Source organism: Nocardioides sp. (genome assembly GCF_014360585.1).
GTDB lineage: Bacteria > Actinomycetota > Actinomycetes > Propionibacteriales > Nocardioidaceae > Nocardioides.
Genome location: NZ_JACIXG010000049.1, coordinates 1 through 23,236, shown reverse-complemented (window position 1 = coordinate 23,236; position 23,236 = coordinate 1). Strand labels below are relative to the sequence as shown.

Genomic DNA, 23,236 nt, shown 5'->3' with positions numbered 1-23,236 from the left:
GACCGCGTCATCGCCGAACAGTGAACCGCCTCCTGCTCGGCTGGTCCGGCTCCGGCACCAGGTGTCCTTCGTAGTCGCCCCTCACGATCGCTCCGGCGACCGTGGCGGGAGCGACCTCGTGCGGCTTGAGCTTGTAGGTCAGCTTGTGCACGAACGAGCCGTGGATCGCGGCGATGTCCTCGCCGGTGCCCGACGGTCCGCGCAGGAGGCCCTGCAGCCTGTGCGGCACTCGCGTGTCGCCGTGCTGCCCCTTGGTCTCCCAGATCTCCCCGAAGCGGCTGTCGAGCTGAGCCAAGGCCTCGAAGAGGTCGTGGAAGAAGAAGTAGTGGGTCACCCTGTCGTGGGATCGGAAGTAGACCTCCAGGGCGGCGTGCATCATGTGCACGATGTAGGAGTTGTTGCGAGCGGCCAGGAACCAGCTCGAGATCCGCGCGCTGTTGTATCTGTAGGCGAAGAAGCGGCGGTCACCTACCAGCTCGTCGACCACCGCCAGGTCACCGGTCACGTAGCACGTCGCATCCACCCAGATCCCGCCGTACTCCTTCAACAGCGCGATTCGCAGCCAGTCCGCGAACGCGGCCTTGGTTGCTGGGACACGCTGCTCGACATGCTCCGGGACGTCGACCCAGTAGGGAACGGTCGCCTCGGTGATGAGCCGCAGCTCGATGCCCGGCACTCGCTTCAGCCGCTCGTAGCAGGCTCGGACGATCGGCGGTGCCGCCTCCATCCCCTGCGCCCAGTAGACGAAGACGTACGGCATGTCGCCGGCCTTGTCGGCGCGGCTGGCTTTCGCCATCTTCCTGATCTGGTCGAGATGCGCGCTGACGAACCTTCGGACGGCTACCCGCTCCTGGACGTAGTCCGGGGACGCCTCCAACAGCTCCGCGGCAGCGGGGTCATCGATCCTGGAATCCTTGGACGTCGCTGTCCTGTTGGCCTCACGCATATCGTCTCGACGGTCCAGCTTCTGGCACGCACCGGCAAGGGCGTAGCAGGTGGTCGCGTCGATGGCGGGGTCCTTGAAGACGGGGGTCAGCGCCGCGACGACCTGCTCGGGACTCTTCTGCCTCGCCGCGGCCGCTGCCATCAGCAGGCGTGGCGCAAGTGCTTCGGGCTCCTTGTCCACGAGCGCTTCGCTGAGCTCGAGGGCCTTCGCCCATGTGTCCGCCAGTGCATGGCCGAGGGCAGACGCCAGGTCGGAGCCGGGGAGGGCGGAGGCAACCGCACGAGCCGACACCTCGAAGCCCTCGAGCTGCACCCATTCAGCGAGCCACCGGTCGAGCAGGTCTGCAGAGGCAGCATCATGGTCGACGAACAGCTCGGAGACTGAGCTGTCCGGCTCTCCGTGCCAGCGCGCGGTCAGTCCTTCGGGAGGTTCGGCGGCGGCATCCAGGAAGGTGCGACCGTTGGCCCCCTCGGACAGCTGGAAGCGGGACCATCGCACTGCACCCCTGGACGCACCGCAGTAGAGGCGCACCCAGGCCTCCTCCGCCTCGGGTGGCAGCGTGAAGGTCACGGCGAGGCGGGTGCGCGCTGGTGCGTTCTGTGCCGCGGCCGACCGGGCCCCTCGCCACGTCCGCACCCCACCCGCCGACCAGCCGACGACGATTCGGAGTGCGTCGGGGTGCAGCACGCCCCGAAGGCCCGACTCCACCTCGACATCAGCCGCGAACGTGTACGTGCGGGCTGGGGACATACCCATCCGTAGGCCGCCGTCACGACCACCCGGGCTGACGTGGGTGTCGTTGCTCGCGCCGATGCCCTCGACGCGCACCGCATGACCGTCACCGTCTTCGACCAGGCTCGCACGACCGTGCTTGTGCACGTAGATCCAGTCACCGTGACCGAGACTGTGCTGGCCGTCTGGGTCGAGCTCTGCGGTCAGCGTCGGTGGCCTGCGCAGGCTCGGGTTCGGAAACAGGTTGGCGAGAACGAGCTCGCCCGCCACCGTCCGCCCGTCGTTCGCAGCCTGTTCAGACATGCACAGCCATCCTCTTCTATGCGACGTGAAGGGGCCCTGAGGCCGCCTCGAGGTCACCGAAGGCGGCCTCCGGTTGCTGGTGCCACGTACGCATCGGCCGGTTGAGCTGTCGGATGGAGGCGACCACGCGCTCGGAGTTGTTCGTGTCGCGGTAGGTGAAGACCTGCTCGATCCGGTCGGCGTACGGGGCGACGAACTCGGCCGGCGCTCCCAGGCTGGCGACGATCGCGGCGACGCCGTCCTCGACGGTCTCGGCAACAGGGCCGAATCCGTCCTCCTCGTAGGAGAAGTAGCCCTTGCGGTAGGCGTGCGCCCCGGAGAAGAAGCGTTCACGGTCGAACTGGAAGTACACCGACGGCGTCCGCACGTAGGCGGCGTCGAAGGCGAGCGAGGAATAGGCCGTCACCGTGAGCACGGACCGCGCGAGCCACTCCTTGATGTCGGTGTCGGCGTACGAGACCAGCTGAACCCATTCCGGCACGTCCCCTGGCTGCAGGTGCCCCTGAAGGTTCGGATGCGGAGCGAACGCGATCTCCACGCCCGCCCTCTCGGCGGCCTCACGGATCTCGGGGCTGCCGAGCAGCTCGATCCAGCTGCGGAAGTACTCCGACTCCTTGAACCCGTCCAGGACGCTGCGCTGGTTGCCGTTCATCGTCGTCGTGTTGTCGACCAGATACTGACGCCAGGTCGGAACGACGAGCACCACGTTGCGCCGCTTCACCGGGGTGGCCTCCAACGCGCGCTGCAGATCGTCGTGGCGCGGGAATCCGGTGAGCGCCACCTCCCGCGGGCTCATCCAGTACGGGGTGCCGTCGGCGGTGAACCCGTCGTACTCCGCCTGCCCCGTGGCCAGCACCCGGTGGATCAGCTTGGAATTGAGCCAGTGCGACAGATCGTCCTTGGTGACGCCGTGCTGGAGGAAGGTGAACCTCCACCGCGAGCGGCCGTAGCGGCTGAAGTCGTACGGCTCAACGATGTAGCGGTCCACGTTGGAGGAGATCAGCTGCACGGCGTTCTTCATCAGCAGGATGTGCTCGCGGCTGCCGTGGGCGACCAGCCGGAACCCGTCGCGCTCGAGCCTGCGGAAGTCCGGACTGCTGCGGTTGATGACGAACCACGCGTTGATGTCCTGGTGTTCGGCGCGTACGTGGCGATAGAGCGTCTCCGCATTGTCCCGGGCCATGGTGTCGCGGTCGATGAAGACCCACGCCCGCCGGTACTTGGCCCGCACGGCCGTCGAGGCGGCGCGCCTGTTCATCCGGCGCCGGTCGCGCACCTTGGCGTTCTCGGCCCTGCGCCCGCTAAGCTCCGCGGCCTCCCTGGCGACGCGGCGAGACAGGCGCGAGACCAGCCGGGTGACGCGCCCACACGGCTCGTCCGTACTCGAAGCGGCTGCCGGAGCCGGGAGCTCTCGATGGGGTGCGCGCTGGTTGTGGAGCCGCCTCCAGGCGAGCTCGGGCGTCACGCTCAGCAGCGGGACGACCTCGCTCGAATGCAGGATCCGCGCGGGCCGGTTCGCTCCGGGCAGCATGACGGTCCAGTCGCTGAGGCTGTCGACCCACCCGATGCGCTGGTAGACGAACGTACGCCCGAAGTAGTTGAGCGCGCGGAACTTGGCGCCCATGGCCGGAACGACGACGCCACGCTGGCGGATCGTCTCGGTGCGGACCGAGTCCGCCTGGTAATAGACGAAGCGCGTCGCCTGCTGCCTCTTGTCGATGACGTCGACACGTACGACCTGGTCCTCGGGCACTCGGCCGGTCGCTGCGGCGTACCACGCCATCCGGATCTCGCTGGGGATGTGGGTGACGTTGTAGTCGAGGAACGTGTCGGGATCGATACGGGAGAGCAGGTCGTCGAGGAGCGCGTGGAACTCGGCGAGGATCCTCTCCGGCACGGCGGCCGTCGGCGCTCCAGGCTTGGCATCGGTCTTGAAGTACCACTGCAGGTCGTAGAGGGCCATGTACTGCAGCCATTTCGGCGCCGCGCCGGGCGCGAAGTGACCCAGGACAGTCCGGAAGCCGTAGCGCAGCACGTCGGTGTAGCGGCCGTCGTCCGTCCAGGTGCTGTCCAGCAGGGATGAACCGTCCCCGCGTCGGCGATAGAGGTACATCGACTCTGCGACGAATCCGACGCGGCGAGTCTCGCCTCCGGCGAGGTAGCCGGCCGTGTAGACCGCGTCCTCGAGCACCGGCCGCACCCGTGGGTCGAACTGGACGTCGGCGGCTCGGACGCGGTCGAGCCGACCGAACCCGTGGTTGGTCGCGAACGGGAAGAAGCGCGGCTCGAGGTCGATGTCCACCGTTCGGGTTCCCGGCGAGAACCGGAAGGAGAGCGGGTGGTTGTCCTTGGCTGCGCCCGGATCACCCTGGAACGGCATGAAGCGGGTGACGACGTAGTCGGGCTCCTCGCCGCGCGCGAGATAGTCCCGCACGCCGGCCAGGTAGCGGTCGTCGAGGACGTCGTCCGGGTCGGGATAGGAGATCCACGTGCCCGAGGCGCGCTGGAGACCGGCGTTGCGCGCGGCCGAGACGCCTGCGTTCTCCTGCACGACCACCTGGGCGGTGGACACGGCGTTGGCGTCGATCCACTCCCGAACGAGCTGCTCGCTACGGTCGGGGGAGCCGTCGATGACGAAGATGATCTCGGTGTCGTCCAGGCCACCGACCTGTCGGCGCAGACCTTCTAGGAAGGGTCCGATCCACGCCTCGACGCCATAGGTCGCTACGACAAGACTGAATAGGGGTGTCGACGACACGCATGCACTCCGAATCGGGCTCGTGGCCGGGCGCCCGATATCGCCGTGCCTGTTTGATCTGACCAGTGCCTGCGCACTGGCGCGGCTCAGCGACACCTGTGTCACCGACCGATTCGCACCACGAGATTGGTCAGGCGCCCCCAGGCCCGAACAATGCGAACGGGTAAAGAATAACCGCCGCCGGACCCCGTCGAGACCAAAAATGGCCGATCTGGGAACCTGTCACGAAACCGCAATATATTTGCGCTTAACAGTCATGGAACTGCAAAAGTCCGGTCTGGACCAGTGACCACACCAGTCACTCAACCGGTGCTTCGGCGGTCGGCTCAGCGGCGCTCGACCAGACCGAACGCCCGCAGCTCCCGCCAGATGTACGGCGCGAGGGTCTCGGCGTAGGTCACCGAGATGTGGTCGCGGTCGCGGTAGACGTTGACGCCGCCGATCACGGCGGGGCACTTGTCCTTGTCGCAGTAGAAGTCGGTGAGGTCGATGAGGTGGGCGCCTTCGGACTGCTTCACGGCCGGGCCGAACGGGTCGAAGATCGAGTCGTAGGACTTGTGCCGGTCCAGGCTGCACTCCTCGTTGGCCCTCGCGACGCCGGCCTCCTCCACGCACGCCGGCTGGTCCTCACGGGTCGCACCCGAGGTGGGGTTGTCGCGCACCGCGACGACCGGAACGCCCTGCTTCAGCACCGGCTTCCAGGCGCTCCTGACGGCCTTGACCCGCTCGGCCTTCGGCCCCGTGATCAGCTTCGACCACGCCGTGGTCATCACGAAGTCGTAGTCGTCGGCGTCCTTCTTCAGCTTGGCGTCGAGGTCCGTCTTGAGCGAGCGGCACCGGTCCTTGAACTCGGTGGTCTTCACGTACGGCTCACCGGCGGTCCACGAGCAGCCGCTGCCCCAGAACAGCTCGGCCGAGAGCATGCCTCGGTCGGCCAAGGTCTCCAACGACGCCATCAGCACCCGACTGTGCGAGTCGCCGATCACGGCGATGTGGGGCCGATCGGCCCGCCGCTCGCCGACCGCGCAGCCTTCCAGCGGACGTCGCAGCAGCTGCTCGTCGCAGCCGGGGTAGTCCGGCCAGTCCTCGCGTACGCCGGCAGCGGTCGGGATCAGCACGTCGTCGAGCTCAGGGTTGGGGCAGTCCTTCGCGCCCGGCGCCCGGGAGGCCGCGCCGAAGCAGCGCGGCGCGTCCTCGGTGATCGCGGCGGCGAGCTCGGCGTCCTCGCGGTTCTGCTTCTCGACGTAGCCCCAGCCGGTGCCGCTGGCACCGACGAGGAGGACCGCGGCGACGCCGGTCGCGACCAGGCTGCGGCCGGGGTGGTGGACGAGCTTGCGATGCGTACGGACCGGGTCTTCGACCCAGTGCTTGGTCGCCACTGCCAGCAGGACGGAGGCAGCGCCGATCAGGACCCGCTCGAGGAGACCGAGGTGGTCGACGCCGATGGCGTACGGCGTCAGGATGATCAGCGGCCAGTGCCACAGGTAGAGGGAGTAGGAGATCTCGCCGAGCCACTGGAACGGCTTGAGGTCACCGATGCGGGTCGGCGACCAGGCGGAGCTCGGGTTGCCGGCCCAGATCAGGGCGGCGGTGGCGACGCAGACCACGACCGCGGCGACGCCCGGCATCGGCGTCGTCGGGCCGAGCACGAAGCAGCTCACGGTCAGCACGGCCAGGGAGATCCACGAGAGCAGCGACCGCAGGGCGTCGCGGCCGGCGAGCACGGGCACGAAGGCGAGCATCGCGCCCAGCCCGAACTCCCAGGCCCGCGCCGGGGTGATGAAGTAGGCGGTCTCCGGCGAGACGACGGTCCACCAGAGCGAGAAGGCGAGCGAGGCAGCCGTGACGACGCCGAGGACGATGGCGGTGGTCCGGCGCGGATTGGCCCCGCTGCGGGCAGCGATCCAGGCGGCGAGCAGCACCAGCAGCGGCCAGATCAGGTAGAACTGCTCCTCACCCGAGAGCGTCCAGTAGTGCTGGACCGGCGAGGCCGCGTGCTGTGCGGCCAGATAGTCGACGGAGTTGCGCGCGAGCTCCCAGTTCTCGACGTAGATCGCGGCCGCGCCGATCTCCAGGAAGAACGTCTGCCACTGCACCTTGGGGACCCACAGCAGCGTCGCGATCGCGGTGACCGCAAGGACCAGGTACGCCGCCGGCAGCAGCCGGCGCGCACGCTTGGCCCAGAAGTCGGCCAGGCTCAGCCGCCCCTTCTCCTGGCTGCGCAGCAGGTGGGAGGTGATCAGGAACCCCGAGATGACGAAGAAGACGTCGACGCCGATGTAACCCCCGGGCAGTCGGTTGGGCCACAGGTGGAACAAGACGACAGCGCAGACGGCGAACGCCCTCAGCGCCTGGATCTCGGTGCGAATCACCCGGAGGATTATGGCGAGTTCGTGAACTGACCGGAAACTCGCGGCTTCGCCACCTCGGCGGCTCCGGCCTCCGTTGCGCGTACCACCGACGTACGTAGTCGCCGGTCAGCCACCAAGACCCGGCCCAGCCGCCGTACGTCTCCTCCGTGAAAGAAAAGTTTCTTTCACCAAAGCACGTGCCCCTTCAGCACCGCAGGCCGATCGACACCACGATCCCTCCCGGGAGCCGCACGGTGCTCAACCGAACGTCCGCGTCGGCATCACCGGCCCCCGCCGAGTCCATCAGATCGAGCAGTTCGAGCAGATCGACGACACCTCGGCCGGTGAGCTTCGCGACGCACTCGGCCCGGGTCCATCGCTCCCAGAACCGGTCGGTCCCGAACCGTTCCGCCAGAGCGGCAGGGACGGCACGTTCCACCTCCGCATCGACGGCCACCGAGACGTCGTAGGAGCCCGTCCAGGCGACCACCCGGCCGTCGTGGAGGTGGCTTCGAGCGCGATAGCCCGCGAGCTCGGCGTCGCTGCCGACGCTGAGCTGGCCAGCAGGCATCAGATCGAGCCGCCGCCGTCGATGACGATCGACTGTCCGTTGATGTTGGTCTGCTCGAGCAGGAGCATCCGTACGGTCGGGACGACGTCCTCCGGTGTGGTCATCGCACCCGAGGGGGTCCGCCGCAGGATCGAGTCGAGCTGGGTCGAACCGAGCACTGCCGACATCTCCGAGGCGAAGAACCCGGGGGCGACCGCGTTGGCCAGCACCCGGCCACCGAACTCGCGGGCCAACGAGCGGGTCGCCGCGTCGAGGCCGCCCTTGGTGGCGGAATAGGCCACCAGCCCGGGATAGCCGCGCTGGCCGCAGATCGAGGTCACGTTGACGACCCGGCCCTTGCGGCCCTTGCCGAGCAGACGACGCAGCACGAACCTGGTCAGCACCAGCGGCGCGGTCAGGTTGGTCTCGATGATCTGGGCGATCCGGTCGGCAGAGGTGTGCACGTGCAGCGAGTCCTGCCCGATGGCAGCGTTGTTGACCAGACCGTCGACGACACCAAGCTCGGCCTCGACCTCCCTGACGAAGGCCTGGGTGGCCTTCTCGTCGGTCACGTCGACCGAGCCGAAGTGGGTCTCCTCGGGGTATTTCGAGGCGAGCGCCTCGAGCTCGGGGGTCACCGTGCGCGCGAAGGCCGCGACCTTCACGCCGCGCTCGAGCAGGTCGGCGACGATCGCGAGGCCGAGGCCCCGCGAGGCGCCGGAGACGAGCACGACGGAGGCAGGCGGGACGGGTTCGAAATCAGACATCGCTCTTCAGCGTCTCCTTGGCCGGTATCTCGTCAAGCATCTTGATGCGCCTGGGCACGGCGTACTCGGGCAGCCGCTCTGCAGCCCAACGCGTCAGGTCGTCGGCGGTCACGCCCACGCCCTGACCGGCGACCACCTCGGCGACGACCATGGTGCCGACGAGCGGAGCCTTCCGCCCCCGCACAGCCGCCCAGGCCACCTCGGGGTGGGACTGCAGCAGGTCGCGTACGGCGCCGGCAGACACCTTCGAGCCGCCGACGTTGAGCTCGTCGCGGTCCAGGCGGCCGGTGACCAGCACCCGACCGTCCTCGATGCGAGCGGCGTCGCCGGTGCGTACGGCTCCCGTCATCTCGGCGCCCGAGGCGTCCGTGCCGTGGTGCGGCGAGGTGATCACCAGCTCGCCGTCGACGACCGCCAGGCGCGGCCGGCCAGGGACGTCGCGGTCGAGCCACTCCTCCGGGAACCCGGCGCGGCCGTCGTGGACGACGATCGAGGCGCCGACCTCGGAGGAGGCGTAGATCCAGGACACGCGAGCCTCCGGAAACGCCTCGCTGACCTGCGACAACACGGCCTGGTCGACCGGCTCACCGCCGAGCGTGACCTGCTCGAGCGGCAGCTTCTGCAGCTCTGCGCCGTGACGCATGAGCGTCCGTCGCCAGAACGTCGGCGTGCCTGAGACCGCGGTGACGCCGTGCTCGAGCGCGGGTGCCACCCAGTCGTCCAGGTCGGCCGGGTCGACGAGGACCAGGTCCTGGCCGGGCACGCCGAGTCCCAGGGTGATCACCTGCCACCACGCGTACGTCCCGGGCGAATAGGGGCAGAGCCAGGTGCGGGGAGCCAGCTCGCCGGTCACGGTCGAGAGCGACTCGAGGGTGTGACCGACCCGCTTGGGCCGGCCGGTCGACCCGGAGGTGAGGAGCCAGACCCGGCCGTCCTCGGCCGGGCGTGGAGTTATCGCCGCCTGCACGTCACCGGAAGCGGCGAGGTCGAACCCTGCCGTACGCAGCTCCTCGGCGAGCGACTCGTCGAGCCGCCCGGAGGAGACGACGAGCAGCTCGCCGCCGTCGGCCAGTCCGGCGACCGCGGTCAGCGCATCGATGCTGCGCTCGACCGCGTAGGCCGTCGGCGTCAGCCGCGGCCCGGCGGACCGCTGCGCGAGCTCACCCCACGTCGCCCGACGACCGGTCCCGGCGTCGATGACGAGGTTGTCGCCGATCACTGCCCCTGGATCTCCACGAGCAGGTCGAGCACATCGCCGATCGTCTCGATCGAACGAAGTCCGGCCGCCTCGAAGTTGAGCTCGTCCCCGATCTCGTCCTCGACCCGGAGCGCGAGCTCGGAGAAATCGAGGGAGCGGAACCCGATGTCGGCCAGCTTCGCGGCGTCGTCGTCCGGAAGGGTCTTCCCCTGCACGGCCAGCACCTCACCCATGAGCTTGCGGACCGCCGGTCGGTCAAGAGTCTCCATGGCCTCGGACCATATCGTGACGCCCGGCGAGGAAAACCTCTCCGGTCCGGAACGTGCGAGTAACGTGAGCGCGCATTCCCATGACGTCTGAGGAGACCGATGTTGAGACCGGCGACAGACGCCGACCTGTCGAACATGCTGGCCTGGCGCAACCAGGACGCGAACCGCTCGGTGAGCATCAACCAGCATCTGATCACCGCCGAGGAGCACGCCGCCTGGTGGTCCCGGGTCGCCCAGGACCCGTCGCGCCGCGTGCTGATGTTCGAGTACGCCGCCCGACCCCTCGGCGTGGTGAGCTTCTTCGACCACGACCCGAAGGCGAGGACCGCCTCGTGGGGTTTCTATCTCGACCACGACGGCACCACCGCCGACGGCACCACGCTGATGGCGTGGACCAAGATCATGCGCGAGGCCGTGGCGTACGCCTTCGCCCCCGAGCCGGACGGGCTCGACCTCGACGTCCTGGAGGGCGAGGTGCTCCCCCACAACGAGTCGGTTCGCACGATGAACCGCCGCCTCGGCTTCACCGAGGGCGAACCCTATGAGCAGACCGTCGGCGACAGCTCGGTGACCGCGATCCCGGTCCGGCTGCACCGCGACGACCGACCCACCCGACGTTCTGGCAAGGAGCAGTGATGACCCACCACGAGATCACCGTCGGGGACCGCACGATCGGCCCCGGCCACGAGCCGTTCGTGATCGCGGAGATGTCCGGCAACCACGGCGGCGACCTGGAGCGGGCGCTCGACATCGTGCGGGCCGCGGGCGAGGCCGGCGCGCACGCGCTCAAGATCCAGACCTACACCGCCGACACCATCACCCTGGACGTCGACACCCCCGCGTTCCGGCTCTCGGCCGACCACCCGCTGTGGCCCAACCGCCGCCTCCACGAGCTCTACGAGGAGGCGCACACGCCGTGGGAGTGGCACGAGCCGATCTTCGCCCTGGCGAGCGAGCTCGGGATGGTGCCGTTCAGCGCCGCCTTCGACCCGACCGCGGTCGACTTCCTGGTCGACCTCGGCGTCCCGATGCTGAAGTCGGCCTCCTCCGAGATCACCGACCTGCCGCTGGTCCGGGCGATCGCCGAGGCCGGGCTGCCGACGATCATCTCCACCGGCACGGCGACACTCGCCGAGATCGATGCGGCGGTGCGTACGGCACGGGCGACCGGCAACGACGACCTCGTCGTCCTTGCCTGCACCGCCTCCTACCCGGCCCCTCCGGAGGCGTCCAACCTCCGCGGCATCCCGGTCCTGCGCGACGCGCTCGACGTCGCCGTCGGCCTCTCCGACCACACGCTCGGCATCGGCGCCTCGGTCGCGGCCGTCGCCCTCGGCGCGTGCGTGATCGAGAAGCACATCACGCTCTCGCGCCAGGACGGCGCCGTCGACTCCGACTTCTCCCTGGAGCCACACGAGTTCGCCTCGCTCGTCCGCGAGACCAAGATCGCCTGGCAGGCTCTCGGCGAGGCCCGGATCGGCCCGAAGACTGTCGAGCGCGAAGGGCTCCGCTTCCGCCGCTCCCTCTTCGTCACCCGCGACGTACGCGCCGGAGAGAAGGTCGGCCCGGACAACGTACGCTCCGTCCGCCCCGCCGACGGGCTGCCACCAGCCGACATCGACATCGTCCTCGGCCGCACCTTCACCAAGGACACCTCCGCCGGCACACCGCTCAGCTGGGACCTCGTCTGATCATCTCGCTTCCGCCAACTCATTCTGGATTCGGCATGACCGGCGACCGGGGTGCCACGGTGCTCAGTCTGGCAACCAAGGACCCTTCGCTGGCGAGTACAGAGTCGGCGAAGCGTCGAGGCCATCCCAGTAGATCCACAGGTGCCCACTTCGTGGACACCTGAACATCACCGTCGCGTCCATATACAGCCTGTCAACATCCGCAACCTCGGCGAGTTCGTCGAATGTCTGATCCTTAAGCAAGTTCCACTGATACGGGTGTGGAATGTCGCCGCTGGTACGAATCATGTAGCCACAAACACACTGAAACTTGGCCATCGGCCATTCACACTATCCCCTTGCTCCACGCCCTGAACGGCTCTCGCCGTGCGAGGCTTGGTGCAACCACAGCAACTGCTTGAGCCGTGTCTCGGACTAGATCAGTCAACATCCTGATCAACTCTTCACGTGTAACGTGTTCGACCTCGTGTTCAGGGGCAGGTTGCCAACCGGACTGCGAGACACAACGAACCTCAACCGGATCACCACCGCCGAAGCTCAATTGGCACTCGACTCCCTGCCCATAGAGGTCGACCTCTCCGACTTGACCCTCTCGGACAGACGCCATCAGATCCGGGGTGGCCTCGAGAAAGGTGGAGAGATCGTACGCCACATCGACGGGCCACTGCTTTCGACCGAAGCCCTCGATGCAGAACTCGGAACCCGCGGCAGCAGCCAATACCCCACAAGCAGCGATCGTAACTGCGAATGGGTCGTCCTCGACGACAAGTGCCATCGCTTCCTCCCGCTGCCCAGCGGTAGGAGTTCCAGGCCGAAAGGAAACTCGGAAGCCCCTCGTCATGGCCCCACCACAGGGTAGGCGGTCTTGAGGACGCCACCCGGTCTCGGCACCACCAAGACAGCAGTGGCCTCGACAATCGAGCCGTCAGGTCGAATCACCTGACCCATACCTGCGGGCAATCGGACTGAGTGGGGCCCTGCTCCCTCAACGTGAACATTTTTCAGGAACTCCGCTGCCGCATCGTTGTCGAGCCATTGCCCTTGGTCGTTACCTGTCGTTCGCGCTCGGTCTGTCAAAGCCCGTGTCCGTTTCGCTCCAGCTCCGTGATCACTGAAAGTGTGGCCGAACGTCTTCACACTCTTCGCCGACCAATTGACGACGTCGCAAGTATCGCTGTTGTGAACCAGGATCTCGTCGATGCCGACATGGAAGGTGTGGATTCCTTCAACGTTCAGGTTATACGCCACAGCGGAACGGCTCGTGACCCAACGCATCCCTTCGGCGCGCACAGTCGCGCCGCTGGCGCTAAGCATCCGCTCGCCCGGTCCAAGTTCGTCGGCCCGGTTCCACTTCTGTTCATCGACCGACCAGTACGGGTGGTCCTCCGTGGTCGTCAGAACACCACCGCCCTCCAGCACGAGGTCAGTCAGGGTGTCCCAGTGGACCCAGACGTTCAGGACAGTCCTGGCAACCTTCTTTCCCGTCTTGGGGTCAGTGGCCATGACCTTTTCGCCCGGTTCGATGTCCTCGATCGGCTTCGTCGACCCGTCGGCCATCAGGACGAGTGTGGTGCCGCTGAAGGAACATGCTGTTTTTGTGGCGTCAGTGAACTCGTCGGAGTACTTGCCGATCTTGACGGCCTTCAGACCCTTGACCGGGGTCGGCAGCGCGGTCACGATCTCGAAAGAGCAACTTGCGACACCGCCGCTCGTACATGCCTCCGGGTCGAAGACAAGTAACTTGAACGCGATCTGAAGCTCTTCGGGAATCGATCCATCTCCGCAGCGGATCCCGTGCACCAGACACCCGTAGACCTTCAACCCTTGCGTGTCCGCGTTCGCCGACTCTCCGTAGGCGGCCAGATAGTGGTCGATGGCCATCGCCTCGGCACCCGCATTGGTGAGCTCCGGATGCTTGATCTTCTGAACGTCGGCAATCCGCTCGATGTCGCCTTGAACCGCGACCGGGACTGTCACAGTCACCACCTCCGGTTTCGGCGGTGGCGGCGTGTCCCCGCCTCCGCCGCCGGGCACGAAGGGACGAGTCACATCCGGTCGTTCGCGCTCCCCGTCCCACACGATCAGACCAGTGGGATCACTGAACGTGATCGGATTCTGATTCGCATAGTTATAGGCATTCAGCGAACCAGGGCTGGCCGGATCCACGATCGGGTCGACCGTCAAGAAGATCCCCAGATAGGGGTCATACGGGCGGGCGCCGACGTGGAGGATCCCGGCGTCATCATCCCGGGTCGAACCCACGAACCCGATGTCACCCGGGAAGTTCTTCTCCTCCGGCAGTACCCCGCGGTCACCGCCAAAGGGACGGTTGCGACGCTGCGGGCTCGTCTCGACCATCCCGGTCGCGGTCGCGTCCTCAGCATTCGCGATGCCGTACTCCGGCGTCCCCTGGTAGTCCATCCCCCACGTGGTCACATCCGCCGGATCATTACCCGTCCGAGTCGCGACCGTCCGCCCCACGAACACATACGTACGCCGGGCATCGACAGCGGACTTGCTCGTGTCATGGATGAGCTCGAGACCGCCGGGCAGATAGACCGTCGTGACCGTCTTGGCCGCCTCACCGGACCCGGTGGTGACCTTGCGGATCACCCGGGCACCAGTCGTGTCGTAGAACCCGGACTGATCCCCACCCTCAGCAGCATCCGGGCCATCCACCCCCGCCAAGTGATGCTCGACATCCCAGGCAAGCGCCTGATCGGTGCTGTCACCGGTCGCAGGCGTCGGCCGGGTCAGCATCTGCCCGGCCGGGCTGTAGGAGTACGACCCCGCGATCCCGGCCACCGCCGGATCTGCGGTACCCGTCGAGGACACGCTCACCGTCGACGGCGCGTGCACCGGCCCCGCTGTCGCGGAGGTCGGGTAGTTATACGTCGCGGTGGCCTCACCCGCGTTGGTCCGATAGACCTGCGAGGTCCGGTTGAACGTCGCGTCCTCGAACTCGAAGCTCGCCGCGTAGCCATGCCCCGCCGGCAGATCCACGCTCGCGGGCATGGTCACACCGCAGATCTGGGAGTTGCTCGACCATGCGGTCTTGAGGCGGGCGAGACCGTCGTAGTTGAAGCACTCGGTCTCTTGCCACAACGTGTCGGCTGCGTCGTTGGCCTGCCGGTCAGTCCGGACGCTCTTGGTGTTCCCGGCCGTGTCGTAGGTGTACGTCAGCTGCTGGTCGAGTTCGGGACGGGTCTGCCGGTCGTACTGTGCCTCGGTCATGCGACCGGACCCGATCTCATACTTGTAGGACTGCCACGAGATCGTGCCGTAGGTGTTGCCGAGTGCGAGCTGGTCGATCTGGCCGTAGGCCGACCAGGCGGTGCCGACGACGTACTGGCCCATCGACCCGCCCAACCGGATCTCTCGACCGAGGCTGTCGTATTCAGTGGTCAGTTTCTCGGCGGCCAGAACCTGAGTGCCCCCTGACGCCACCGGGAAGTAAGAGGTCGAGGTCGGGAGCCCGTCGCCACGGTAGGCCTGGTTGGCCTTGTAGGTCCCAGCCAGGCCGGCAGGAATCAGACCCTCAGTGGCCCTCAGCTCGGTCTGAGTGCTGGTCGGGCGCCCCGCCGCGTCGTAAGCGTTGACCTTGGCGACATGGACCGGCTCGTTGTCCTTGTACTTCGTCGAGCTGGTCGGCAGGCCCTTCTTCAGAGTGTCGTAACCCCACCCGGAGATCTGATCCCCGCGGCTGCCGTCGCTGTTCGTTTCGTACAGTCCGGTCTGGCGGCTCAGGTCGTCATAGGTCGAGGTGAGCGTGTCACCGTTGCCGTCGGTGGCCTGGTAGACCCGTCCGAGCTGGTCGTAGACCGTGGTGGAGTCCCCGGCGTCGGGGTCACTGGTCGCGATCCGGCGCCCTCGCTGGTCGTAGTCATACGCCCAGGTGTTGTTCTTCTCGTCCTTGACGGTCTTCAACAGCCCCGTCGGGGTATACGAGTAGCGAGTCACGACCTTGGTCGCATCACTCGCATCGCTGGCTGGGGTGCCATCGGTGTGGCGCCAGGTCTGGGCGGTCCGACCTCGTGCATCGGCCACGGTCGTCGTAGCCACGGCGCCGTCGGGCGGGGTGGTGTGGGTCAGGTTCCCGTCGTAGGCATAGCGGGTGACCGGAGACTGGGTGGTGCTGCCCCATGTCGTCTTCTGGGTCAACGGTCTGGAGGCGCCGTCGTAGGTCGTGGTCACATGCTCGGGTGCCGCCGTCTGGGACTGGACGAAGGTGGCCGTGGGGATGCCGCCGGCAAGGATCTGGTTGTCGACATCGGAGACCCGGCCGACCGAGTCGTAGCCCGTCACGCTGATGACGCGGCCCTTCGCGACGGTGTTGTCGGCATTCGTCCAGCGGGTCTCCCCTTGTGTCTGAACGGGACGACCGAGGGAGTCGAAGATCGATACGCTGGTCAACTGCTCCGGATCACTGGCGGTGCCGGTCAGCGTCTTGGTGGTGATCGCATTGACCTTCGACCCGGTTCCCCTCACCTGGTAGGCGTAGGCAAGATCTGGGGTGCCTGTCGTGTTGCCGGGCATCGTCACCGACGCCAGGCGGCCTTGCGAGTCGTAGTCCGCGGTCGTGACGGCTCCGCTCGGGGCAACCGACTTGGTCGGCAAGGCCCACTTGGGGTCGTTGATCGTCGAGGTCTCGTGCGCGGTCAACGGGCCAGAGCCGTCGGGGTCCGCGCTCGTTGACGTCACGGTGGTGGCGGAGCGGCCATCGCTGGGGACGTAGTTGGTGGTCGTGGCGTTGCCGTCGGCATCTGTCACCTTCTCGACGCGCCCATATGCGTCGTAGGTGCTGGTGCCAGTCGTGACCCAACCAATCGGCCCGGACCCGTTCTCGCCGGTGTGGTCGAGCGTCTTGGACGCGGTGACCAGACCCTTGGTCGGCTCCGCACCAACCGACATTCCGTCGTAGGCCCACTGAGTTCCCTCGAGCAGATCCGTGGCCGACGGGGGCGCCGCGGCACAGGCGCCGTTGGCGAGCCTGGACTGCGAGGGGTATGACGTCAGCCCCTCAGCCGGCGCGGCCAGATCCCTCGGGTAAGTCGTGTACAGGCACGTCCGGTCCAGCGTCACGGGACCTGCGGAGGCGCTCGTCTTGGTGTAGGCGTAGTCGTTGCGCTTCACCTCACGGCCGGCACCGTCGTAGCCGATGGCGACATCCACGTGCTGGGTGCCGCCACCATCAGCGGTGGCACGAGGGGTTGTCGTCGCCGTCTTGCTCACATCGACCCGACGGGGGACCCGGTTACCGTCGGCTGCAACCGGGCTCCACAACTTGACCGTGTAGTCGGTCGCTACCGACTTGACCAAGTTCGCCCCTGCGTACGTGTCCACCTTCAGCACGCGGCCCGCAAGGGGACGCGCGTCTGGATCAAGACCCTGGCCGCCCGGCCCAAGGCCACGGTGGTAGGTCGTCACTGTCCTAGTACGCGGGTGTCCGGTCGGATCGGCATCAGGGTCCCCGACGCGTGTGGTGACCTCGGCGTAGCCACGCCATTGCGTCCAACGACGCTTGCGGTCCAGCACCGAAGGATCATCGGACTTGGCCCAAGCACCGTCGTTGCCACCCTCGTCACCGTAGGTGTAGGTCGTACGCACCGTCGCGCCGATGCCGGGGTCTTGCGAGACCTGGGTGGCGACGTACTTGTGGAACCAGTGTTTGGACTCAGGAAGACTGTCGTAGGCCGCCTCGGAGGGGAAACAGCGCCGGTGGTTGTTGGCGGGGTCTGGGTAGACACCGTCGATAACACAGCCGTGACCGGAGTAGGTGATCCCGGTCAGTGCGCCGAGCTCGTCCACGATTGTGTCGACGCGGGGTCGGTACATCGGAGGGCCGGCAGTCGTGCCGGGGTCGACCCGATTGTTCAGATGGGTCGCGCCGAGCGAGACGGACCCCGCGAGTGCGCCCTGGCCCGGCGTGGCGTGCCCGGACCGATGTGTGATCTTCGAGAGCCAGAGGGTCACCTCATCGCGCGGGTCCTGCTTCTTGGGAAACCCGTGGGTCAGACCGTACTCATCGACCGGAACGAAATTCGGTACACCGGCGGTGCCGGTGTTGGTCTCGGTGCGGACCCGCGCAAGTCGCTTGGTCGAGAAAAACGACGGCCACGACTGCGTCTCGCTCTTGCATTCTGCGCCGCTGGCGCAGACCAGGTCGAAGGGGACGTCGGGCCACTGATTCGCGTTCGCACCCGACAGCGCCGCGCCGGTGGCCTCGCTGCAGTCGTAGGAGCCCCGGCAGCGCTCGGCCACATCGAAGATCACCCGGGCAGCGGACGCTCCCGTCGAGCCGGTGCGGGTGCCGTAGGTGATCTTGGTCAGGTACCCGCCACGGTCATACCCGGCCGCTGTCCCGCCGCGTTCTTCCTCCGGAACCGCGCCGGTATTGGTGTTGGCCCGGTAGCGGTTGCGCTCAGTCGCCCAGTGGTAGGTCATCGTGTTCCCGCGCGGGTCGATGACCTGCCACAGGTTCCATCGCCATACGACCTCACTGCTCGAGGCCGCGAAAGTCGTGTCATGGCCCGGTTCACCAGCGTGGTTGCCATAGACCGGCATCCGCCACGAGGCCCCAGGCCCCTCCCCGTCAGCGACCTGACCGAACACATAGGTCGTGCCGTCAGTCGTGGTGAGCTCGAAGTGCTCGTTCGCACCACCCTTTACGCCGCGCCGAGTGATCGTGGACCCGTCGTCGTTTCGCAACTTGAACTTGCCTGCCCCGACGCTGACCAGCTCGCCCGCGTGCGCGCCGCCTGACAGGTTCAGAACCTCGCCACGCCAGCACTGGTCCCCAGTCTGACGCCCAGCGTTATTCGCACTCTTGGACTCGAAGTCGCCTCGATCGTCCGCACATGGCACATAGGTCCGTTCCAGGAAGCCTGCAGGCAGGTCCCACCCAAGGCCGGCCCATGAAGCTTGCACGTTGCTCGACCCGATCACCCCGTCGACCGAGCCCGAGTCATACGACAACGCCAGCGTGGGTGCCATGCCCGAGGCGACCGGCGGAGTCCGCAACGGATACGACCACGTGAACGAGCCGGCTGAACCGCCCGCCGACCACGTCGAGGCTGGCCCCAGCGACGATGCCTTCCAGTCGCCGCCATCACCGCTCGGCTCCGAGACCGTCATCACCACTGCGTCAGCCGCCGACGCCAACGCGACCGCATCCGTGGTCTTCCCACTGGCGCTCTCGTCGGTGTCGTCCTCGGACGTCTCCGCGGGAACAGTGGCGACCAGGCGGCCCTTCGAGTCTCGGCCGGTCTCCAACCAGACGCCCTGCTGACACTTCTTGGCCTTCGGCGTCTCCAGCACGCAAGCCGGATAGGCAACCAGCCGCAGGCGGTTCTCCCAACCGCCACCGGCAGGAGCGTTCTTGCCGATGTACTCCGAGACATCGATTGCAACCTCGAGCCCCGACACAGCCGCATCCGACCGGCTGCGTTCGCCCGACTCGCTGGTGACGCTCGCGGAGTCTTCGGCGGCGAGGTGGACCACCGGGCCCCATGTCCCTGCAGCCTTCCGAGCCTCCTTCGCACGCTTCCCAGCCACGACGTCTACTGCCACCTTGGTCTTCGCCAAAGTCTTCTTCGCAGGCGCTGCCGCGGACTCGCTGGCCGTTGCAGTCGCATTGTCGGTTGGCTCGTCCGTGGTCTGCTCGGTGGCCTCACCGGTTGCCGAGATCCATACGGGCAACTCACCGGCCTGAACCGACTTGGCGTCGGTCTCGGTCGGAGCCACCTCCATCGTCAGCGTCTCGGTGCCCGTTGTCGCGCCCGCTGCCGGGTCCGTGCCCTCGACAGGGGCGGGGTCTTCCTCTTCGACCGGGATGTCAACGGCCCCCGGGTCGGCGGCTGTGACGGCATCCGTCGACTCGGGTTCAAGACACGGGGCATCGTAGGTCGTGGCGCGCTGGGACTGGCCGTCCTCATCTCCACAAACGATCTCGTCGGCTGCCAGCGCAGGCGCTTCGTACGGCACCGGCCCCGCCGACAAGCCAGCAATCACCGCCGCCGCCACACCCGTGGTGACGAGCGTCTGCAGGGCACGACGGAACTGGTTTCGGCGGGCAATGGTCGGTTGGGCGATGTTCACAGCGTTCGTCCTGAATCTAGAACCCGGAAGGCCGGTCAAATCTGGTCGGAGAAATCAAGCGGCGGGCGGGGCTCTGACGCGGAATTGATCCGCGTCAGAGAGCCCCGCTAGGCGCTTACGGGCTGGTGTTCCGGACCTCGCGAGAAACCAGGAAGGCGCCAGTTGGATCCAGTGGTCCGGAGTAAACTCGAACCTCGTCCAGGGCGCCATCGAAGAGCGCGCTGGGCGCGCTCCCGCCGTTGGGATATGCCCCCAGCAGCAACGGGGTCAGCGCATTCTCGTTCTGGTCGACCGGATCGTTGATCGCGGCCGAGCCAGCCTCATGACCATCGACATAAAGCCGGATCCTCGCCGGACTCGGTTCATAGACTCCGGTCAGATGCACCCACCCGCCGGTAGCCTGCTCCAGCGTCACCTTCGGAGAGAGAACGTCGACCCAGCCACCCGGGGAGGTCTTCAAAGAGAATGCCCATTGGTCGTGGAAGAGGCCCATCCTCGCGCGTGCCCAGTTGTCATTGGCGCCGGGGAATGCCGCCACCAACGACCACCTGCCATAACCGGCTGGATCCAGCTTCACCCACGCTGATACCGAGAAACCTTCGTGAAGATTTACCAAGTTGGCCGATTCGCCCGAGGAGGTCGCATACTGCGAGGACCCGTTCAACGACAGCGCTTTGTCATCGGCGGCCCAGGTCACACTGCCTGATCCGACGGGGTCATAGGACTGATCATGACCGGCGACGTAGGTTGGCGAACCGTGCAACGACAACGCAGCCGCATCGGACGGCGCGGAGTCAGTGCTATTGCCGTCCAGTCGCCACTGGTGTGAGGTCGAAGCCCCCATGACCTTGAACTTCTTCACCCGCGGGTCCGACACATTCCCTGCGACATCGGCGGCGGTGGCTGTGATCCAGTCCGGGCCCATGTGCCCCGATCGCGTCACTTCTACGGCACCTCCCAACGACGTTGGGCTTTTCGAAAGTGGCGTCGCCGATGTCAAGAACCCGTACTTGTACTGACGCACGTCCTTGTAGAGGTCCGCGGCGGTCGAGGACGGGTAGTACATCTTCAGCTTGACGCCAGACCCATAGGAGGCGAGCTTGGGCGCCTCGATCGTTGGCGGGGCGGGCTTCTTCGTGTCCACCACGATTGTCCACGCACCGTAGGCCGGGCCCTCGAAGCCATGATTGTCTTCGCCGCTCACCGTCCAGGAATAGGTCCCATCAGGCAGGGACTTATCGACCGTCCACGCCACCTCAGTGCCAGATTTATACAGATAGGAGTCATGGGCGACCACCGTTGTCCCCGAAGAGTTCTTGATCACGTGCCGAAGACGCGACGTGTCATCTGTGTCGGGGTCAGACACCGTCGCCACCAGACGCGGGTAGTGGGTCCGGACCCACGCCTTGGAGTCGTACCAGACACCCGGCTCCGATGAGGAGTTTCGCACGCTACGGCTTGACGGCTCGTTCGGTGCTCTGTTATAGATCACGATCAACTTTGGGTAGATCGAGCCACTGTCCGAATAGTCGCGCCACGACAATTCGTTCGTCTCGTCGCGCGCATACATGCCGAGCCGCATACGGTCATAGCCATGGCTCAAGTCAGATACGAGACCGGCCTTGACATCCCACTCGTTCTCGATGTTGGTCGAGCAGCGGTCCCGATGGCCGCGGGCCTGGAAATTATTGTCCTGCCAGTCAATTTTGTCAGGTCCTGGCCAGGACACACCCTCCCCGAAAGCTTCGACCGTCCACACCTGGATGCCGGCACCCGAGGTGTTGCAAGCGTGCTCAGGCGAGTGAACCTGCCGATGCAGAAACTTCGCCGAGAGAATCTGCTTGCCCGCCAGCGCACCGATCTCGAACTTGTAGAACGAGCGCGCCTTCTTCGGCGCCGAAGAATAGTTCTCAAATCCGACATTCGGCTTCACGCCAGCCGGCGCACCCCACCACTCCTGACCGTCGGACCACACCATCGCCCACTCCGGCATCACATCAGGCTGGTTGAAGTTCGGATCCAGAACAGCCGGAAAGCGGGTACTCGGATCGGTCAGCATCGCTCGATCCGGGATCAGCCGCAACCGGCCGTTCCCCGACCATGTCCCCGACGAACCCGACTTGACGGAAGATCCCGAGCGGGACGCACCGGAGTCACCCGCCGGAATTAGTTCGAGTCCCATGGTGCTCACCCGCGCACCAGGGGGTCCATCGATCAACTCACGCAGTTCACTCTTGGAATCCGGAATTTCCTGGGTCGCCTCAGCAGCGCGCTTCCGGCGCTCGATCGCGAACTGCTCCTCAGCCGACAGCGTCTCGATCGGGGACGGCTCGCCCGCATCCCACTGTTGCGGCAAGTGGGTGGCAAACACCACCGCCCCGGCATCGTTCGCTGCCCTGATCCGGCCCTGGTCATCGGTCGAAACCTTGAGCCCATCCGTGACCATGTCGAAGCCGAACTCCGAGACCTCAGGCAGAGCCGCTGCCTCCGCAGTATGCAAAATCAGATAGGTCGAGAAGCCGCCCGAATACGAGCCCACGACCAGGTCCACATCCGGCAGCACTCCGAAAAAGGTCGCCAAGTTCCCGTCCAAGACTGGCTCAGGCAGCGCCGGAAACTCCTCCGGCCACGACAACGACAGCGACTCGCCCGCGGGCGAGGTCATCTCCACCAGGGGGCCATCCCCATCCGCGGATACAGAGAACGAGACAGGCACAGCAGCGGGCATCAAGCGCCCCGACTCGGAGTCGACCTCAAGCGACTCGTCAACGTCGAGCCATTTGCCCTCCCGGCGAACCCTCGAGGGCAGCGCGGTGATCTCCGCGGTCAGCCCGTCCACGCCGGGCATCGCAGTGACAAGCTGGTTGGGAGTGGTCAATGAGTCCACCACGACGGGCTCACCAGTCGCTTCAGCCTCAGCCTGCGCGTCGGATTCCTCCGCCAACAACGCCGAACGACCACCGATCGCTGCCTGCGCCACGGCTCGAGATGGCGCGGCAGCACCCGCGACGACGACCAGCAGGCCTGACACGAACGCCAGTGCCAACGTGCCGGCTACAAGCCGTCGAGCGTGCTCGAACGCACCACCACGACACAAGGAAGGGACAAGACCATTGACCCGGAACAACCCGGCCTCCATAGCAACAGATCGGACATGAAGCTCCTCCGATCCCCAGCCGGCCAAGCAGGCAGACGCTAACCCCGAGGGGCATCTTGCCGCAGGTAAAGTCTGGCGCCGTTACCAACGCGTGGACATGAACTCACCATCCAGCCCCCTCGGCCACGCGTCAGACCCGTTGGCGCTGTTACTGCCGCGACGGTTGACGGTGGAGATCCCGTTCGCCGTCGAGGGCCAGGAGCCCGTCGACGACTTGCGCGGACCCCCGGCCGTCGACCTTGGCCCAGCAGGCGGCGCTCAGCCACTTCCCCTGAAGCCTCCAACCTCGGCCGTATCCCGGTCCTGCGCGACGCGCTCGACGTCGCCGTCGGCCTCTCCGACCACACGCTCGGCATCGGCGCCTCGGTCGCGGCCGTCGCCCTCGGCGCGTGCGTGATCGAGAAGCACATCACGCTC

General features: G+C 66.6%; 14 protein-coding genes. 4 read left to right on the top strand and 10 right to left on the bottom strand.

Features of this window, described 5'->3' with window-relative positions; all coding sequences use genetic code 11:
* Positions 1-7: 7 nt before the first annotated feature.
* The 7 genes from H5T77_RS16405 to H5T77_RS16375 form a co-directional block, all read right to left on the bottom strand.
* Complete coding sequence (locus tag H5T77_RS16405; RefSeq protein WP_292650988.1) at positions 8-1,981, bottom strand: capsular polysaccharide synthesis protein; 1,974 nt, start codon at positions 1,979-1,981, stop codon at positions 8-10.
* A gap of 16 nt (positions 1,982-1,997) precedes the next feature.
* Positions 1,998-4,739, bottom strand: coding sequence for a bifunctional glycosyltransferase/CDP-glycerol:glycerophosphate glycerophosphotransferase (locus tag H5T77_RS16400; RefSeq protein WP_292650985.1), 2,742 nt, complete (start codon positions 4,737-4,739; stop codon positions 1,998-2,000).
* Between the two features lie 326 nt (positions 4,740-5,065).
* A complete protein-coding gene (locus tag H5T77_RS16395; RefSeq protein WP_292650984.1) occupies positions 5,066-7,111 on the bottom strand; it encodes an acyltransferase family protein in 2,046 nt (681 codons plus the stop codon).
* A gap of 184 nt (positions 7,112-7,295) precedes the next feature.
* Positions 7,296-7,661: a hypothetical protein gene (locus tag H5T77_RS16390; protein ID WP_292650983.1), complete on the bottom strand. Its 366-nt coding sequence runs from the start codon at positions 7,659-7,661 to the stop codon at positions 7,296-7,298.
* Complete coding sequence (locus tag H5T77_RS16385; protein WP_292650982.1) at positions 7,661-8,407, bottom strand: SDR family NAD(P)-dependent oxidoreductase; 747 nt, start codon at positions 8,405-8,407, stop codon at positions 7,661-7,663. The genes H5T77_RS16390 and H5T77_RS16385 overlap by 1 nt, the downstream gene beginning before the upstream one ends.
* Positions 8,400-9,626 carry an AMP-binding protein gene (locus H5T77_RS16380; protein WP_292650981.1) on the bottom strand — a complete coding sequence of 409 codons (1,227 nt, stop codon included), beginning with the start codon at positions 9,624-9,626 and terminating at the stop codon, positions 8,400-8,402. The genes H5T77_RS16385 and H5T77_RS16380 overlap by 8 nt, the downstream gene beginning before the upstream one ends.
* Positions 9,623-9,874, bottom strand: a complete 252-nt coding sequence (locus tag H5T77_RS16375; RefSeq protein WP_179660172.1) for a phosphopantetheine-binding protein — start codon at positions 9,872-9,874, stop codon at positions 9,623-9,625. Before H5T77_RS16375 ends, H5T77_RS16380 begins: the two co-directional genes overlap by 4 nt.
* 99 nt (positions 9,875-9,973) lie before the next feature.
* On the opposite strand from H5T77_RS16375, the gene H5T77_RS16370 reads away from it, so the two are divergent.
* Both H5T77_RS16370 and pseI read left to right on the top strand, forming a co-directional pair.
* Positions 9,974-10,510, top strand: coding sequence for a GNAT family N-acetyltransferase (locus H5T77_RS16370; protein ID WP_292650980.1), 537 nt, complete (start codon positions 9,974-9,976; stop codon positions 10,508-10,510).
* Positions 10,510-11,565, top strand: a complete 1,056-nt coding sequence (pseI, locus tag H5T77_RS16365) for a pseudaminic acid synthase (RefSeq protein WP_292650978.1) — start codon at positions 10,510-10,512, stop codon at positions 11,563-11,565. Before H5T77_RS16370 ends, pseI begins: the two co-directional genes overlap by 1 nt.
* A gap of 325 nt (positions 11,566-11,890) precedes the next feature.
* On the opposite strand, the gene H5T77_RS16360 is transcribed toward pseI, so the two are convergent.
* Positions 11,891-12,340: a hypothetical protein gene (locus H5T77_RS16360; protein ID WP_292650976.1), complete on the bottom strand. Its 450-nt coding sequence runs from the start codon at positions 12,338-12,340 to the stop codon at positions 11,891-11,893.
* Positions 12,341-12,402: 62 nt separating this feature from the next.
* Positions 12,403-16,227, bottom strand: coding sequence for a polymorphic toxin-type HINT domain-containing protein (locus H5T77_RS16355; RefSeq protein ID WP_292650975.1), 3,825 nt, complete (start codon positions 16,225-16,227; stop codon positions 12,403-12,405).
* 2,266 nt (positions 16,228-18,493) lie between these two features.
* Here H5T77_RS16355 and H5T77_RS16350 point away from each other — a divergent pair.
* Complete coding sequence (locus H5T77_RS16350) at positions 18,494-18,853, top strand: hypothetical protein (protein ID WP_292650974.1); 360 nt, start codon at positions 18,494-18,496, stop codon at positions 18,851-18,853.
* A gap of 924 nt (positions 18,854-19,777) precedes the next feature.
* On the opposite strand, the gene H5T77_RS16345 is transcribed toward H5T77_RS16350, so the two are convergent.
* A complete protein-coding gene (locus H5T77_RS16345; protein WP_292650973.1) occupies positions 19,778-22,846 on the bottom strand; it encodes a LamG domain-containing protein in 3,069 nt (1,022 codons plus the stop codon).
* Between the two features lie 45 nt (positions 22,847-22,891).
* Between H5T77_RS16345 and H5T77_RS16340 the strand changes: the two genes are divergently transcribed.
* Positions 22,892-23,236 (top strand): N-acetylneuraminate synthase family protein (locus tag H5T77_RS16340; RefSeq protein ID WP_366816636.1); only part of this gene is annotated, 345 nt, incomplete at its 3' end.

What these genes read in the sequence shown, in the direction of transcription:
- H5T77_RS16405 (WP_292650988.1), bottom strand. Translation starts at nt 1,981, where the DNA reads ATGTCTGAACAGGCTGCGAACGACGGGCGGACGGTGGCGGGCGAGCTC.
- H5T77_RS16390 (WP_292650983.1), bottom strand. Translation starts at nt 7,661, where the DNA reads ATGCCTGCTGGCCAGCTCAGCGTCGGCAGCGACGCCGAGCTCGCGGGC.
- H5T77_RS16385 (WP_292650982.1), bottom strand. Translation starts at nt 8,407, where the DNA reads ATGTCTGATTTCGAACCCGTCCCGCCTGCCTCCGTCGTGCTCGTCTCC.
- H5T77_RS16375 (WP_179660172.1), bottom strand. Translation starts at nt 9,874, where the DNA reads ATGGAGACTCTTGACCGACCGGCGGTCCGCAAGCTCATGGGTGAGGTG.
- H5T77_RS16370 (WP_292650980.1), top strand. Translation starts at nt 9,974, where the DNA reads ATGTTGAGACCGGCGACAGACGCCGACCTGTCGAACATGCTGGCCTGG.
- pseI (WP_292650978.1), top strand. Translation starts at nt 10,510, where the DNA reads ATGACCCACCACGAGATCACCGTCGGGGACCGCACGATCGGCCCCGGC.
- H5T77_RS16360 (WP_292650976.1), bottom strand. Translation starts at nt 12,340, where the DNA reads ATGGCACTTGTCGTCGAGGACGACCCATTCGCAGTTACGATCGCTGCT.